Annotated in this window: 13 protein-coding genes; 7 read left to right on the top strand and 6 right to left on the bottom strand. The window is 52.2% G+C overall.

Features of this window, described 5'->3' with window-relative positions; all coding sequences use genetic code 11:
* The first annotated feature begins 86 nt into the window (after positions 1-86).
* The 7 genes from DWV16_RS01595 to DWV16_RS01565 all read left to right on the top strand — a co-directional run bounded on the left by DWV16_RS01595 (position 87) and on the right by DWV16_RS01565 (position 7291).
* On the top strand, positions 87-350 hold the full coding sequence (locus DWV16_RS01595; protein ID WP_147349413.1) for a hypothetical protein: 264 nt from the start codon (positions 87-89) through the stop codon (positions 348-350).
* Between the two features lie 2 nt (positions 351-352).
* Positions 353-688, top strand: a complete 336-nt coding sequence (locus tag DWV16_RS01590) for a helix-turn-helix domain-containing protein (RefSeq protein WP_147349412.1) — start codon at positions 353-355, stop codon at positions 686-688.
* 11 nt (positions 689-699) lie between these two features.
* A complete protein-coding gene (locus DWV16_RS01585) occupies positions 700-3060 on the top strand; it encodes a DUF3987 domain-containing protein (protein WP_158572753.1) in 2361 nt (786 codons plus the stop codon).
* A gap of 166 nt (positions 3061-3226) precedes the next feature.
* Positions 3227-3598: a hypothetical protein gene (locus DWV16_RS01580; RefSeq protein ID WP_118477644.1), complete on the top strand. Its 372-nt coding sequence runs from the start codon at positions 3227-3229 to the stop codon at positions 3596-3598.
* Positions 3595-3834 carry a hypothetical protein gene (locus tag DWV16_RS01575; protein ID WP_118477643.1) on the top strand — a complete coding sequence of 80 codons (240 nt, stop codon included), beginning with the start codon at positions 3595-3597 and terminating at the stop codon, positions 3832-3834. Before DWV16_RS01580 ends, DWV16_RS01575 begins: the two co-directional genes overlap by 4 nt.
* 1233 nt (positions 3835-5067) lie before the next feature.
* Positions 5068-5685, top strand: coding sequence for a sigma-70 family RNA polymerase sigma factor (locus DWV16_RS01570; protein ID WP_118477642.1), 618 nt, complete (start codon positions 5068-5070; stop codon positions 5683-5685).
* Between the two features lie 862 nt (positions 5686-6547).
* Complete coding sequence (locus DWV16_RS01565) at positions 6548-7291, top strand: FadR/GntR family transcriptional regulator (RefSeq protein ID WP_147349411.1); 744 nt, start codon at positions 6548-6550, stop codon at positions 7289-7291.
* 58 nt (positions 7292-7349) lie between these two features.
* On the opposite strand, the gene DWV16_RS01560 is transcribed toward DWV16_RS01565, so the two are convergent.
* The 6 genes from DWV16_RS01560 to DWV16_RS18810 all read right to left on the bottom strand — a co-directional run bounded on the left by DWV16_RS01560 (position 7350) and on the right by DWV16_RS18810 (position 14121).
* Positions 7350-9311 carry an FAD-dependent oxidoreductase gene (locus DWV16_RS01560; protein ID WP_118477640.1) on the bottom strand — a complete coding sequence of 654 codons (1962 nt, stop codon included), beginning with the start codon at positions 9309-9311 and terminating at the stop codon, positions 7350-7352.
* A 51-nt stretch (positions 9312-9362) separates the two neighbouring features.
* A complete protein-coding gene (locus DWV16_RS01555; RefSeq protein ID WP_118477639.1) occupies positions 9363-10427 on the bottom strand; it encodes a TRAP transporter substrate-binding protein in 1065 nt (354 codons plus the stop codon).
* Between the two features lie 65 nt (positions 10428-10492).
* On the bottom strand, positions 10493-11788 hold the full coding sequence (locus tag DWV16_RS01550) for a TRAP transporter large permease (RefSeq protein ID WP_118477638.1): 1296 nt from the start codon (positions 11786-11788) through the stop codon (positions 10493-10495).
* A complete protein-coding gene (locus DWV16_RS01545) occupies positions 11785-12330 on the bottom strand; it encodes a TRAP transporter small permease (protein WP_118477637.1) in 546 nt (181 codons plus the stop codon). Before DWV16_RS01545 ends, DWV16_RS01550 begins: the two co-directional genes overlap by 4 nt.
* Before the next feature lie 43 nt (positions 12331-12373).
* Positions 12374-13579 (bottom strand): mandelate racemase/muconate lactonizing enzyme family protein, encoded by a 1206-nt coding sequence (locus DWV16_RS01540; RefSeq protein WP_118477680.1) that lies wholly within the window; start codon positions 13577-13579, stop codon positions 12374-12376.
* Positions 13580-13713: 134 nt separating this feature from the next.
* Entirely contained in the window at positions 13714-14121 is a 408-nt protein-coding gene (locus DWV16_RS18810; RefSeq protein WP_147349410.1) for a hypothetical protein, read from the bottom strand.
* Between the last annotated feature and the right edge of the window lie 433 nt (positions 14122-14554).

Raw genomic sequence — 14554 nt, 5'->3', positions numbered from 1 at the left:
GCAGACCTACAAAATGGGCATGTAAGGCAATTTCACAGGAATCCATAAAACAAGGCTTTAAATTTCAACAGAAGGGAGCACACTTCATGATTTCATTACCGGGAGGTTTGGCAATCACCGCTGACCGCAACTGTTATCGTCTGGGCCGTTCCAGCAAGGGCGGAGAACGCCTCAGGGATGTTACATATCACAACGACATGCAAGAGACCGTTAGGGCCACCGTGCGCCGCCTAATGCGTAAGCAGGTGGAGGACGGCACAATCACCACCCTGCGCGGTTGGCTGGATGAGTACAAGAAGATCACGGACGAATTCACAAAGCGGTTGGAACCGCTGGAGGTAAAATCATGACCTTGACCGAGCTATACCAGGCACGAGCGGCGGTAGCGGGCCAGTTGGCCGCGCTAGACATGCAGATCAAAGAGGCCGAACAAGCCCCCTCACCGGCCGCACAGGGGCCCCACCTGCCACGCATGCGCACGCTTGATGAAACGATGGAGCTTTTGCGGGAGATCGACCCCGATACCTCCATCAGCAAGTATTACATAAGGCAACTGGCATTGTCCGGGAAGATCCCCACACGAGAGATTGGGCGGCGCCGTCTCATCAATGTGGACGCCCTCATAGAATACCTATCTAAGCCGGAGGGAGCGCTCGCCACGGGCAAAATCCGGCGGATAGAAGCATAAGGCGGGATATGATGCTATCACAAAATCAGATCAACAATATCCCGTTGCCGCTTCGGGCAATGCCTCAATGGGTGACATGGCGCTATGAGAAGCGCAAGGGGCAGGACAAGCCAACCAAGGTGCCGTATAACCCGGCAACCGGCAGGCGGGCCAGCGCGGGACAGCCTGACACATGGGTAGACTTTGACACGGCGGTAAAGGCGCAGGGCTATGACGGCGTGGGATATGAATTCAACGACATGGGGCTTGTCGGTGTGGACATTGACCATTGCATCAATCTTGAGACCGGCGAAGTGTCCCCGGCAGCGCTCCGGGTGGTGGGCCTGCTCAATTCCTATACGGAGTTCTCCCCCTCTGGCACGGGCTTACATATCTTTGTGTACGGAGACATTCCCGCTAAGGGCAGAAAAGACCCCGCCAGCGGGATTGAGATGTACCGGGATGTGCGATTCCTAACCATGACCGGCAACCCCTTCATGGGAGTAAAACCCATCGAGCGCCGCGACCGGGAGATCATGCAGCTATATGACGAGCTGTTCCCCGAAAAACCCAAGGAGAAGCCCATGCAGCAGCCCGCAGGCCTTACGCTGGACGATGGTAAGCTCATTGAAATAGCGGGCAAGGCCTCCAACGGTGAGAAGTTCCGGCGGCTCTACAGCGGCGACACGGGCGGATATCCCTCCCATAGCGAGGCAGACATGGCGCTGTGCAATTATCTTGCTTTCTATACCGGGAAAGACCCGGCGCAGATGGACAGGCTTTTCCGCGCGTCCGGCCTCATGCGTCCGAAGTGGGATGAGAAGCACGGCGGCAAGACCTATGGAGCTTCCACAATTGAGGACGCGATCGGGCACACTGTGGACACCTTCGGAAGTAAACCGACAGCGGCAGAGGACTTTGCCCCGGTGACGCTCCCGCAGGGATGGGAGCCGCCGATACCTTTTGACAGTATAGACACCCCAGACTTTCCAACCGAGAGTTTACCGGGCCCGTTAACCGCGTTCGTGGAGTGTTTGTCGGAGAGCACGCAGACCCCGGAGGAAATGCCCGGTATCTTGTCGCTGGGAGTGTTGGCCACGGCCTTTCAATCAAAATATGAGGTTGAGATAACAAGCGACTGGCGGGAACCGCTTTGCCTGTACACTGTTGCCGTCGCGCCGCCCGGTGAACGAAAAAGCGCTGTAATATCTGCTTTGAGCAAGCCGGTATATGAATATGAAGCTGAAAGGCGGGAGCTCGAAGCCGCAGAGATTGCCCAGAACCAGACCGAGAGGGCTTTGCTGGAAAAGGCTTTGCAGGCAGCACAGAACAATGCCGCCAAGAAAAAAGGTTCCTTTGAGGCATACAAAGCGGATGCGCTGGAACTCTCCGCACAACTCGCCCAATTTCAAGACAAGTACCCGTTCCGGCTCCTTGTGGACGATACGACCCAGGAGAAGCTGATTGACATTATGGACATGCAGGGCGGATGCATCACCGTAGCAAGCGCCGAGGGCGGCTTATTTGATGCTCTGGCCGGACGCTACGATAAAGGCGCAAACTTCGATATCTACCTGAAAGGACATGCGGGCGATCCGATCATGGTTGACCGCATAGGACGAAAATCCAACTACATCCCACAACCTAGATTGAGCATGATGCTAACCATTCAGCCGGAAGTATTGCAGGGGTTGATGGACAACGCAACTTTTCGTGGGCGCGGACTGTGCGGGCGCTTTCTGTATGCTATGTGTAAATCCAAGGTGGGGCGGCGCGATATATGCCCGGATACAATACCGGACAGCATCAAGGCCGATTACAGGCAGTTTGTTCGCCGTATCCTTTCGGATCGGGGGCAGGGGGTTATCTACCTGAGCCCGGAGGCCGACCATATCAGGCAGGAATATGCCGCCTACATAGAGCAAAGGCTGGGCGACGATTGGGAGTTTATGCGGGACTGGGGCGGAAAGCTTGTCGGCGCTATGGTGAGAATCGCCGCGCTGATGCACGCGGCAGAAGCAGCAGGAGACCCCACAGAGAGCCCCATAAGCCCGGAGGTTATGCAAGGGGCAGTTAAAATAGCTGAATTTCTGGGGGCACACGCAATGGCGGCGTATCAGGTCATGGGCGCGGACAATGACTATGAGGACGCTAAGTATCTGTGGCGACGTATTGAAAGCACTGGACGGGATGAAATTAGTAAGCGGGATCTATTTGCCATGTGTCAAGGGAAATTCAAAAGAGTGGAGGAAATGGAGCCTTCTCTGCAAGTATTGGTTGGAATGGGATATGTTCAGGAGGAAGATCGGAGTACGGGCGGCAGGCCAAGCAAAAAAATTATAGTAAACCCTCATACAAAAGCTACAAAATATGCAAAAGCTACTATGCTATAACACTTTTGTACCTTTTGTACCTTTTGCACTACCGTAACGAGAATAAAAAACAGGGATGAGCTCTCGCCGGGATTGACAATTCTTTTTTGACTGTGGGTATTCATGAGAAATCAACCCGGCGGGCTATGACGAAAATGACAAATAATTATGATGGGAGCAATGCAAAATGACCAAAACAAAAAAAGCGCCCCAAGCCGTAGCAGCGGCCCAGAGCGCAACCCATAAAGATCAACTACATAATACCGCGAGCAGAGAAGGAATGCAAGACCAATATGCAGACGAAATGCTGAATCATTTCCGGGATGCAAAAGAGACCGGTCGTAATGGTGAAACGTTAATCGCCTTCAAAAGTTTAACCGCTGAATCTACACTGGAAGAAATCAAGGCATGCGTTGAAATTGCCTTAGCATTATCGCCGGAGGCCGAACCGATGAAGAAAGATAATCCTGAACTGTTCAAACTCGCTCTGGAGTTGGGTGAAGTCATGGCGAGAAGTTATGTTCAGGGTATGCGTGAAGCGCGGGAGGCGGAACTATGACGGCGAATGACTACATGGAAATTGTGACCCCGCTTATCAAAGAGGCATGGAGCGACGGGAAGGCCGGGAAGCACCGGGATGTTTGGGAATCATGGGCGACAGACGGCGCAGACAGGATACAGAAGGCCATTGGTCATGTGCCCGGTGCAAATACAGTCGAGTTAATTCACATGATGGGCCGCGACTGTCTCGAAGCGTGGGGCAATGGACAGGCAAGCAATAGAGCAGTCCGCTGAATTGAAAGTTTATGTCAATGCCATTGGGCGCAAAATTGCGCTCAATGGTTCTTCTCATTGTGGGTATACCGTAAAGCGCAGGACACCTTATTGCAAGTCAATACGATTGACGCGCAAAGTCACTTATAGTGACCTCGTACACAGAGGGGGTGCGTCAAATTTCCGGCAGGGGGACGATTTTTCGTCCTCATTGTCTCCTGCCCCCCGTCAAGGCTCGGGAAATTTCCCTATACCTACCGACAGCTTGTCCGTACCTAAAAAAATTAAGTGCAGCGCTGCACCTAATTTTCAACCTTGTATCTCTGGCGTTACAAAGTCTATAAGGCATATACAAATTAACCGCAACGCTGCGGATAGGTTTGAACCTGGGTATAACGCTGAACCGAGGTTGATTATAGACAGCGGTGTCGCAGGCCAATCAGCACGACAACAATGTCGCATTGAAACTCCCGACAGCGGTGCCGCTAGTTTCGGTGCATGAAATTTCGTGCAGGGGGAGGGCTTGCCAAGCTAAGCCTTCTTTCAGTATCTTGCAAATTGCAAGGTACTGACGGAAAGCTTTACAGTACCCGCGTTTTCAATGAGGACGGCATTGTCGTGGGGTGGTGAAACACCACTTCACCTCATCCGCCACAAGTGGTGGGGCCGTACCAAAAAGTACAGGGATAGCGGGCGACACCGCGAGACCCACTTCTTCACAGTAAAATTTCCCCACGGGAATTTTAAATCTCATTTCGGGGATTTTTCATAAATGGAAGGGGCCTTGTGGTGTTGGCGATTATGGTTAGCCACTTGCCCGCTACCGGGGGGATGTCTCATTGTGGGTACTATTTGGCTATTTTGCCCCCCCAAAAAAAAGAAAGCATTTAGAGATTTTAGAGGCCCTAAAAAGACATTTGGTAACGGACCGGCAATGAAAAATACTTTCTACGGCAACGGGTAAAGCATGAGGCCGCAACGGGGATCATTGCAAAGGGGTAGTCAAGTTACCTATCCCTTTGTCGGTGTCCACAATGAGAGTCCCCGCGCCTGGTAACAGCGGGAGAACAGGAACAAAACAGGAGTTTTTTGAAGCTGGTACACGCGCGATAGTGGGTTAAGGCGAATTAGTTGACACGATACGCGCGCGCGCATTTCCCCACTGATGAATACTTTCCCACCACAAAAAGGACAAGGTTTACGCAAGGTATCTGAAAGAAGGTGTGCACGAGGCGCACACTGGAGGTGAACGCCATGAGCAATGAAGAACTGGCGATCAAGGCCAAGGGCGGCGACCGGGACGCGCTCACGGCCCTGTATCTGAATAACCAGAGGTTACTTTACAAGCTGGTGAGTAAGTATCAGGGCATAGCACAAGAGCGGCTATTAGAGCTAGAGGATTTGGAACAGTACGCCTATTTGGGACTTGTCCGAGCCCTGAAATACTTCGACCCGGCAAAGCCGTACCGGTTCACCACCTACCTTAGCCGCAATGTCATGAATACCGTTCGGGAAGCGTTGGGCCTGCGTTACTCCAAAGAACATCCTAAGCAGATAGACACGATTTCACTTGATGCACCTTTACCGGGCCGGGAGGATGACGAAATCACGTTGCTTGACGCGCTGGAAAGCCCGGAGCCGTCACCGGCTAAACGGATAGAAAACGGTGAATTGCAGGAGCAGTTGAGAGCGGCGATAGGCACATTATCCCCACGGCAACGGCAGGTGATCCGGCTGCGGTACATAGACGGGATGAAGCTGCGCGAGATAGCCGAGCGGATAGGGATATCCCATCAGGGAGTGCTCAGCGCGGAGCGGAATGCGTTGGAGAAGCTGAGAAAATCTCTGCGGACGGCGCAAAGGCCCCACTAATTTAACAACACACGAAGAACAGAATCACGCCATAACGCCTTGTGGGATAGGGAATTTTCCCGAACCTTCGCCATTTGTGGCGATTCGATGATATCGAAGTACCCAAAAATTATGCCCACTTGTGGGTATGCTCGCCAAATTTGGCGACCGTGAAAAAATTCGTAGTTACTCTCCGTCCTTCGGGGCGGCTTTTTATTCTCGTTATGGTGGAGCAAAAATAGCAAAAGTAGCAAAAATGGCGTTCCCCCCACTTGTGGGTAAAACTGAATCCAATTTTGGTGTCAGCTATAATTAGGACGGCGCAAAATTGCGCTCTCCTCCACTCGGCTGAAAATTCAGCCCGTTAACCTCCCCAAATTTGGGGGCGTAGAAATTTGGTGTTTATTTGGTGTTTATTTAGGCAAAAAAGGCCCCATAAACACCAAGAACCAGAGAAAGCAAAAACCCGTAAAGCCGCATGGAATGGGCGTTTACGGGAATTCGCGAAAGCTCATAAAATGCCTTTTTTCTGGTTCAAGTCCTGTTACCCGCACCAACGCACAAGAAATCCGAGCCTTTTAGGTTCGGATTTCTTTGCATTTTCTGACCTGGCGTATACAAAGCGTTTTTTCAAAAGGGGCGCTTTGAAAATGAAATGTCCGAGTCGTGCGGGCATTTTTTTGTTGAAAAAGCATATCCTTTAGGACGCTGCCGATCGGCCATTTTAACTGCGCAACATGGGCAAGCGTCTGAATATATCGGGTATTGCATGTAAATATGTGGCTTTGCAACGATGTATCCACTTGCGAAATATTTTTAACATGATATAATTATTATATTGTAATATAAGCATATAAATAAATTGTGGAAAGGCGGGTTCATCTTGCCAAAAGGATTGATTCGAAAAAACAGCTTGGCCGAACAATTAACGGAGATTCTGAGGCAAAACCTTGAAAATGGGGATTATCAGGACGGAGACAAGCTGCCCTCTGAGACGGAACTGATGAGGCAATATGATGTCAGCCGCTTGACGGTCCGTGCCGCCATCGCCCGTTTAAATGCGATTGGGTACATTGAAACTCGTGCAGGGGAAGGGTCCTATTTTAAAGCTTTCGACCGTAACCGGTTCATGCAGGAGGTCTCCACCAAAATGCTCGAACCGCGGATGCTCGACGACATCAATGACTTCCGGCGGTTGATTGATGTTGAATGCATCCGTCTGGCAATCCAGAATGCCGGCGACGCGGACATGGACCGACTGAAAGAGGCCTGCGATAATTTTAACAATTTCCTCTCATCCAACACCGACCTAGACGCGGACAATACCGCGCATTTGGTCGAGCTCGATTACAAGTTTCATCTGACCGTCTGCGAGCTGAGTGGGAACAGTTTGTATCCGTTAGCCTATATGACCGCGCAGGAAGCCTTGAAACAATATATCTGCGCAAACTTTCAGTCCCGCTGGCGGTTTAACGATTCCGAACACAACGCGAAGGCGATCGATGGCTTTACCCGTGGACATGTGGATCTTTATAACGCGATCTGCGAACGCAATTTTCCCAAGGCGAAGCGTTTTATCCTGGCGCACATTGATTACAATATTGTCGCGCTCCCTAAGAAAAATTAAACTGGATTTTATCAAAACCGCCCGAATGTCAGCTAAACATTCGGGCGGTTTTGGCGCTCTATATGATATTCATTGCTGTAAAATAGGCAGCCCGTGTGGCATCCTTGATTCGCTTCGCGCTGACACAGTCGCCAACCGTATAGAAATCCAAACAGGCGTCTCGCAATGCTTCCACCTGCGTCCGGTCCGGGACCAGACCGGCACAGAAGACGATACTGTCTGCGGCAAGCACTTGCTGTTTGCCATCCTGCTCGACGGTGATGTCTTGGCCGGTGGCTTCAACACACCTGGTGTTGACCATATAGCTGATATTGGGATCGGCGTCAAGCTTATCCATCATGGGCAGGTAATGGTACGAATAATTGGGGTCGCTGAGCACGCTGCGCATCTCCACGATTGTGACCTGATGGCCATGTTCACTGAGGAATATGGCGGTTTCGCAGCCGACGATTCCGCCGCCGACAAGAATCACCTTTTTCCCGATGCTGTTAGGCCGGTAGTAGGCGTCCATGAATGTCTTTGCAGTGGCGGGATCGACCCCGGGTACGGGTGGGATGAAGATGTTTGCCCCGACTGCGCAGATTACGGCATCCGGACGCAGGGCCTGGATCGTGGGACAGGTCGCTTCGGTATTCAGGCGGACATCCGCGTACTTGCAGACGGTGCGAATTAAATACTCTTTATACCGGGTCACTTCTATTTTATCCGGTTCGCAGTCCATCACTTTTAAGTAGCCGCCCAGGGCATCGCTTTTTTCGAGCAGTGTGACCTTATGGCCACGCTTTCCCGCGGTAATCGCGGCCACCATGCCGGCTGGGCCTCCACCGATCACAATGACCCGCCGGGAACCTTGCGGACTTGGTATGCGCGCAATCATCAGGTCGTGGGCGACCTCGGGGTTTGCGGCACAGCCGAACTGCTTACTCTGGCCGAACGGCAGCGGGTCAAAAGCAAGATCAGAAATACAGGCATTACAGCGCATGCAGGGAATCACTTGATCCAGTTGATTGTGGCGCACCTTGTTGGGCCAGTCCGGGTCGCAGATCAGCTGGCGGCCGATGCCAATGATATCCGCTTTTCCGTCCGCCAGAATTTTTTCCGCGTAGGCGGGGTCATGGATCCCGCCTACCACGATGACCGGGATGTGGACATGCCGCTTGACCTGTGCTGCAAGTTCCACGTTGATGCCGGGCTTTACAAAGCCAATCATGGGAATCATATGCGCGGCGGTGTGCCGGTCGTCGTGTACGCCGGAGGATACATGGATAAAATCAATATGCTCCTCGATCATCTCGGCAAACCTGCATACCTCGTCAATCTGCATGCCGCCTGCAACAATTTCATCGCCACTGACACGGTATTCGATCAGGAAATTGGGGCCGCAGATTTTGCGGATAGCTTTGCAGATCTCAATGCCGAAGCGGGCGCGGTTTTCAAGACTTCCACCCCAGTCGTCGGTGCGCTGGTTGGTCCGTGCCGACAGGAACTGGGCAGGAAGCCAGCCGTGACCGCCGTGCACCTGCACCATCTCGAAACCGCAGCGTTGCGCAAAGGCCGCTGCCATGGCATAATCGTTGATGGTTTTCCAGATCATCTGCTCGTCCATCGCCTGGACTTTCACGCCGTCCCGCTCTCGTATAAACCCCATCGGGCCAATGGGCATGGCGCCTGAAACGCTGCGATTGGGGCGCGCCAGCGCGCCGTGATGGTTTAGCTGGATGCTTGGGATGGCGCCGAGCGCTTTGACAATCATTGTGATGTCACCCATCCGGGATTTGTTATAGTCATTATGCCGGGCGACGCTCTGGCCAAAGCCGGGGTCCTGCACATCATATTCCGGACTGACCGCGCTTTCGCTGAGCGTTACGACAGCGGCACCGCCCCGGGCCTTATTGGATGCAAAGGCGACGTTTTCAGAATGCTCCCCAAAACAACAGTTCGGGGTGGCCCAGATGCGGTTGCGGAAGGTTGTTTTTTTCACAGTCAGTGGTTCAAACAAATGGGGATAATAGGGATTCAAATCAGTAGACCTCCTTTTTTGACGGCGCTTTGGCTTTTCTGCGCGCTGCCGTCATCCGATCTGGCCGATAATATAGTCATAGGCGCCCTGCGCGTCCCATCCTTCTGCGGAGGCTTCCTCGATCCAGTCCCGATTGACTTCTTCCGCATAAGGGGCAAAGGCCGCGAGTTCTTCGGCTGTCAGGGTGTAAATTTCAATGCCTTCATCCGTGATGCTTTGGCGGCTTTTGTCAAGCTGGTCCCGGTCATATTCCATGGCTTCGGTGCTGACCTGCTCGAAAACGGACCGCACAATCTGCTGATCTTCTGGGGAAAGGCTGTTCCATTTGTCGAGATTGATCAGGTAAGATTCCGAGGAAACCTCGATGCCGCCGCCAAACTCGACAAAGTATTTGGAGACCTCATTCAGGCCATAGTTGGTCATTGAGACCCAATGGTTGGTCAGCCCGCCGACCAGGCCGTTGCTCATGCTGGTATAATAATCGGAGTTGGCCAGGGTCACCGCGCCGGCGCCCATCTTGGTGAAGAAGAACGCGTCGTTCCCGTTCGCGCCGATATTCATACCCTTGAGGTCATCCGGGCGGGTCACCATTTTGTTGGTGGCAAGCTGCTTGCCGCCGTATGCGCGGACAGTTAGGCAATAGGTGTTGAATTTTGCCAGGTTTTCTTGGATTTGTGTTTTCTCAAGCGCCGAACGGTAGATATTGGTCATCGTCGAGATGTCGGTGGCGCCGTTCGGATAGAGCAGCTTGTAGATGCCGGCCATTTCCACGTCGGAAAGGTTCTGGGAGGGGACATATGCGATATCCACCATGCCCTGGCCGATCGAGGAGAAGGTGTCCGCCTGTTTTACCAGCGATTCGTTGTAATACTCATCCAACGTAATCCGCCCACCGGACGCCTCTTCCAAAAGGCCCTTTGCTTTGCTGACGATTTCTCCCAGTGGGATGGTGTTGGAGAAATGCGCGGCGAAGGTTAATGAGATTTTTTCACCGGACGCCGCGGGGAATGTGCTGGAAACCGGACCGGAGGCAGCCGGCGCGGACGAATCGGAACCACAGGCTGCAAAACCCAGAGCCAGAGCTGCTGCGAGAATGAGTGCCAATAACTTTTTCATATTGTTCCTCCTATGTAATTCTTGATTTTATTCCGGCATAGAACCACTCACCGGAAAATATACCATTATTTTACAAGGCACAATGCCACCTGCGGGAATGCGATCAGCATGGCGATATGCAGAGCGTCCGCAATTAGGAATGGGATGGAGCCCCGATACATCTTGTTTAGCGGGACGCCGGTTGCAGAAGACGTGACGAACAGATTGACGCCATAAGGCGGGCTGATCATGCCGACCTCCATCAGGCGGACCATCAGGACGCCGAACCAGATCGGGTTCATTCCGGCCGCGACGATGGTGGGATACAGGATCGGGATGGACAGGATGATGATGGCATAGATATCCAGGAACATCCCCAAGATAATATACAGCAGGCAGATGGCCAGAATCAGCACCAGCTCGCTGTGCGCATATTTCTGAGCCATTTCGCTCATGCGTTCCGGCAGGCGGGTTACGGTCAGGAAACGGGTGAAAATGTATGCGCCGGTCAGCATGAACACGACCATACCGGTCGTTTTTGCAGTGTCGATCGAAACGGACATAAAGTTCTTTTTGGTCAGCTTTTTGGAGAAAAGCGCCAGAAGAACCGAAGTGACCGCTCCTACCGCGCCGGCTTCCGTTGCGGTGAAGATGCCGCCGTACAGGCCGCCCATGATCACGATGATCAGGACGATCATCGACCAGGTCCCTTTCAGCGACCGGATCTTTTCTTTTAATGGGAGCTTCCGGTTGCTGTTGTCGGGCGCCCAGTCGGGATGGATCTTCAGTACGATCCAGACAGTCACCATATAAAACAGGACTTGTGTGATTCCCGGGACAAGGCCTGCCATGAAAAGTTTTGCAATGGAATTCTCCGTGATGAGGCCATACATGATGAAACCGATGCTCGGCGGTATCAGGATACCGATCGTACCTCCGGCAGAAATGGTTGCCGCCGAAAGGCGTTCGTCATAGTTCAGCTTCTTCATTTCCGGGAACGCAGCCTTGCTCATGGTCAAAGCGGATGCGGTGGAGGACCCGCAGACGGCTGCGAAAACGCCGCAGGCGGCCAGCGTTGCGATCGCGATACCGCCGCGGATGCTGCCAAGCCAGGCGTCGGCCGTTTTAAAGAGGTCGTCCGCCATCCCGGTCCCGGCCAGCACAGTCCCCATGAAGGTGAACAGCACGACAACCGCGAAGGAGTAGGAGCCCACCTGCGTATAGGATTCCATGCTCACCATGATGAGCGACTTGGTGAACCCGTTGATATACGCGTAGCCGAAAAAACCGACGAAAATCAGCGACGCGCCGACCCAGAGACGGTTAAATACCATGATCATCAGGATGATCATTCCGATCAGACCAAATAAGACATAATTCATTTGTCTCCCGCTCCTTCCTGCTTATCCGTTTCTTTGCCGAAATGCTTGAGCGTTGAGACCGCGACGCATAAATTGCTCAGCGCTGCCAGCGCGAGCAGGGCATAGCCGCAGCCCATCATTGCATAGAACGGCCAGGCCGGGATCTTGGTCAAAGTCCCCTTGGTGCCGAAATTCAACATCACGGCAGATTCATAAAATCCCGCGTGGCACATGAGTGAACCGATAAAGGCGACCAAGATAAAGTTGACGACATCATAATAGAGCTGAACCTTATGTGGGAAACGGTTGACGATGATATCGATTTTTAAATGGGACTTTTCCAGTGTGCACATCCCCATCCCCAGAAACCCCACACAGACCATCAGATAGCCGACGATTTCCGCACAGCCGGTAATCGGTTTCGAAAGCAGGTAGCGCATTGCCACATCAGCCACCACCAGGATGCTGATAGCGATAATGCACACGACCTGCATTCCCACCGTAATCCGGTTGATCAGGTAGTTGAACCTCTGGAAGGATGGGACAAAGCCTTTTTCTTTCATAGAACGACTCCTTTCTGCGGCGATGAGCCACGGACACCTTTTCTCAATAAGTTCTGGTGGTATTGGAGACAACGATATGCTCTGGCGCGCAGGCAATTGCTTCTTCGGTCAGTTCCTGGCCGATTCCCGGCCGTTCAGGGACTTCAAAATAGCCGTCTTTCGGCTGGTAATCGTATTTGCAGAGGGCGATGTTTTCCGGGACCAGCGCGCCTTGGTGGTGCTCATGGATTACGAAATTTGGAATGACTGCTTCAAGCTGGAGGGCTGCGGCCGTGGAAATCGGGCCGCCGCAGATATGTACCTGTACGCCAATATCATAGACATGCGCCATATCGCAGACTTTTTTGGCTTCGGTCAGGCCTCCAACATTGCAGATGTCCGGCTGAATGATCGAAAGGCTGCGATCCTCAAAAAACTGCCGGTATCCCCAACGGCTGTAAATCCGTTCGCCGCTTGCCAGCGGGATCGAGGTTTTATTGGAAATCTCCTTAAAAAGAGCGGGGTTCAGCGGCTGCGTAGGTTCCTCATAATAGAAAATCCGGTATTTTTCCAATGCCCGTGCGAGCTGAATCGATGTATTGGTGTCCGTGAAGGAATGCAGCTCGATGATAATGTCCATTTTTTCGCCACCGGTCTCACGGATCGCCGCGACACGTTCTTCGGCAATGCGCATCTGTTCGCTGCTGAGGATGCCAAATGTGTTCCACTGCTGGAACCCGCCGTTTGGGTCCCAAAGGAGCGGATCGACCTTTACGCAGTCATATCCGTCCGCCATCGCCTGCCTGGTTGCCATCGCATAGTCTTTCGCGCTGGTCAGGCATAAGCTTTTCGGACCCCATCCAAATTGAATCTGGCTGGCATACGCCCGGAGCTTCTGATTGGTTTTGCCGCCGAACAGTTTATAGACCGGGACGCCCAGCGCTTTTCCTTTGATATCCCACAGCGCGATATCAATCGCACTGATGCCGGCAAAGACCATGGTTCCGCCGCCCATTCCCCAAAAGGTCTTGCGCTGCAGCCTAAACCAAATGCTTTCATTGTCCATCGGATCCATACCAAGGATCAGTTCTGCAAGATCACGGATCATTCCAAATGCCGCGTCCGCACCGCAGCCATAGGCGACGCCCGCCTCCCCAAAGCCGCAGATTCCTTCGTCCGTATTGAGGCGCACGCAAATGGTGTAAAATGGGTCTGTTTCCACACAGCATTTGCCCACGCATTTCAATACGTCCACACTTGTGATCTTCATATTTTCTCTCTCTTTCCTCATGAATTTTGAAGCGGCTTTAACCAGCTTTGGCAAAAACCGCGTTTCGACGCTGGCCTTTTGCATCTTAACAATGCAGGAATCTTCTAAAAGGGAGGTGGTATTTTGCCCGCGAATCAAACGGGAAACGGTTGGTTTGTGCTGAAGGCCTTCTCACGTTCTCTGGAATAGCCGCAGCAAAGGGAAGGATTCTTTTCCGAAAGTGTGGTGACGAAGCGGTCAAACGTCGCTTCCCAGTTTTTGGAACGGGTGTGATACCGCAGTGCTGTAGCCTGATATCCACCGGGAATTCCCACACGCAATTCAGCGATTCCATTCAATAGCGTGACATCCTTTTCCCGCGAATTGTAAATCCAGGAAATCTCCCGATAAGGCAGGCAAATGCCGGATTTTGGGATGAACAGATAAACTTCTCCCCATAGCGCGCCGTTTTCATCCCGCTGCGCTGTTTCCATCCCCAGCGCAGCGTTCGTGAGCAGATTTTGCTGTTCCAGCCATCTGACACAGCGCCATATAGCGGCCATACGGGGCAACTTCACAGAGAGTATAAAGATCCACAACATGGACAGCAATACCGCATAAAAGAATGGGGTATACTGTGCGGTATGTGCCTGAATCTGTATTTGGAGATTTGAAACAGGCGTTTCCCACAGATTTGCAAAGAATTCTGTTTGGATGCCGGTTATGCCAAGCGCGCAGAGTGCGCACAGGCCCAAAAGGAGGCAAATGCCCAAATCTGCACCGAAACGATCTTTTGAAAACAGATTTGCATAGTATAATCGTTGTTTCATAGGCGCAACCTCGCTCTCCGGTATAACGTGGTGCTTATAAGCTTATTATATAAGTTTATGATATATATACTATACATCAAAGAAAAATCAAACGCAAGCCCTTGTTAATAGTTTGTTAACATTCACGAATTTCATTTTACATTTATGGCTATTTCGACAGAAGCAG

The organism is Anaerotruncus sp. AF02-27, assembly GCF_003465835.1.
Classification (GTDB): domain Bacteria; phylum Bacillota; class Clostridia; order Oscillospirales; family Ruminococcaceae; genus Anaerotruncus; species Anaerotruncus rubiinfantis.
Note: the sequence above shows the minus strand (reverse complement) of the source record. Positions and strands in the feature narration are given on the sequence as shown.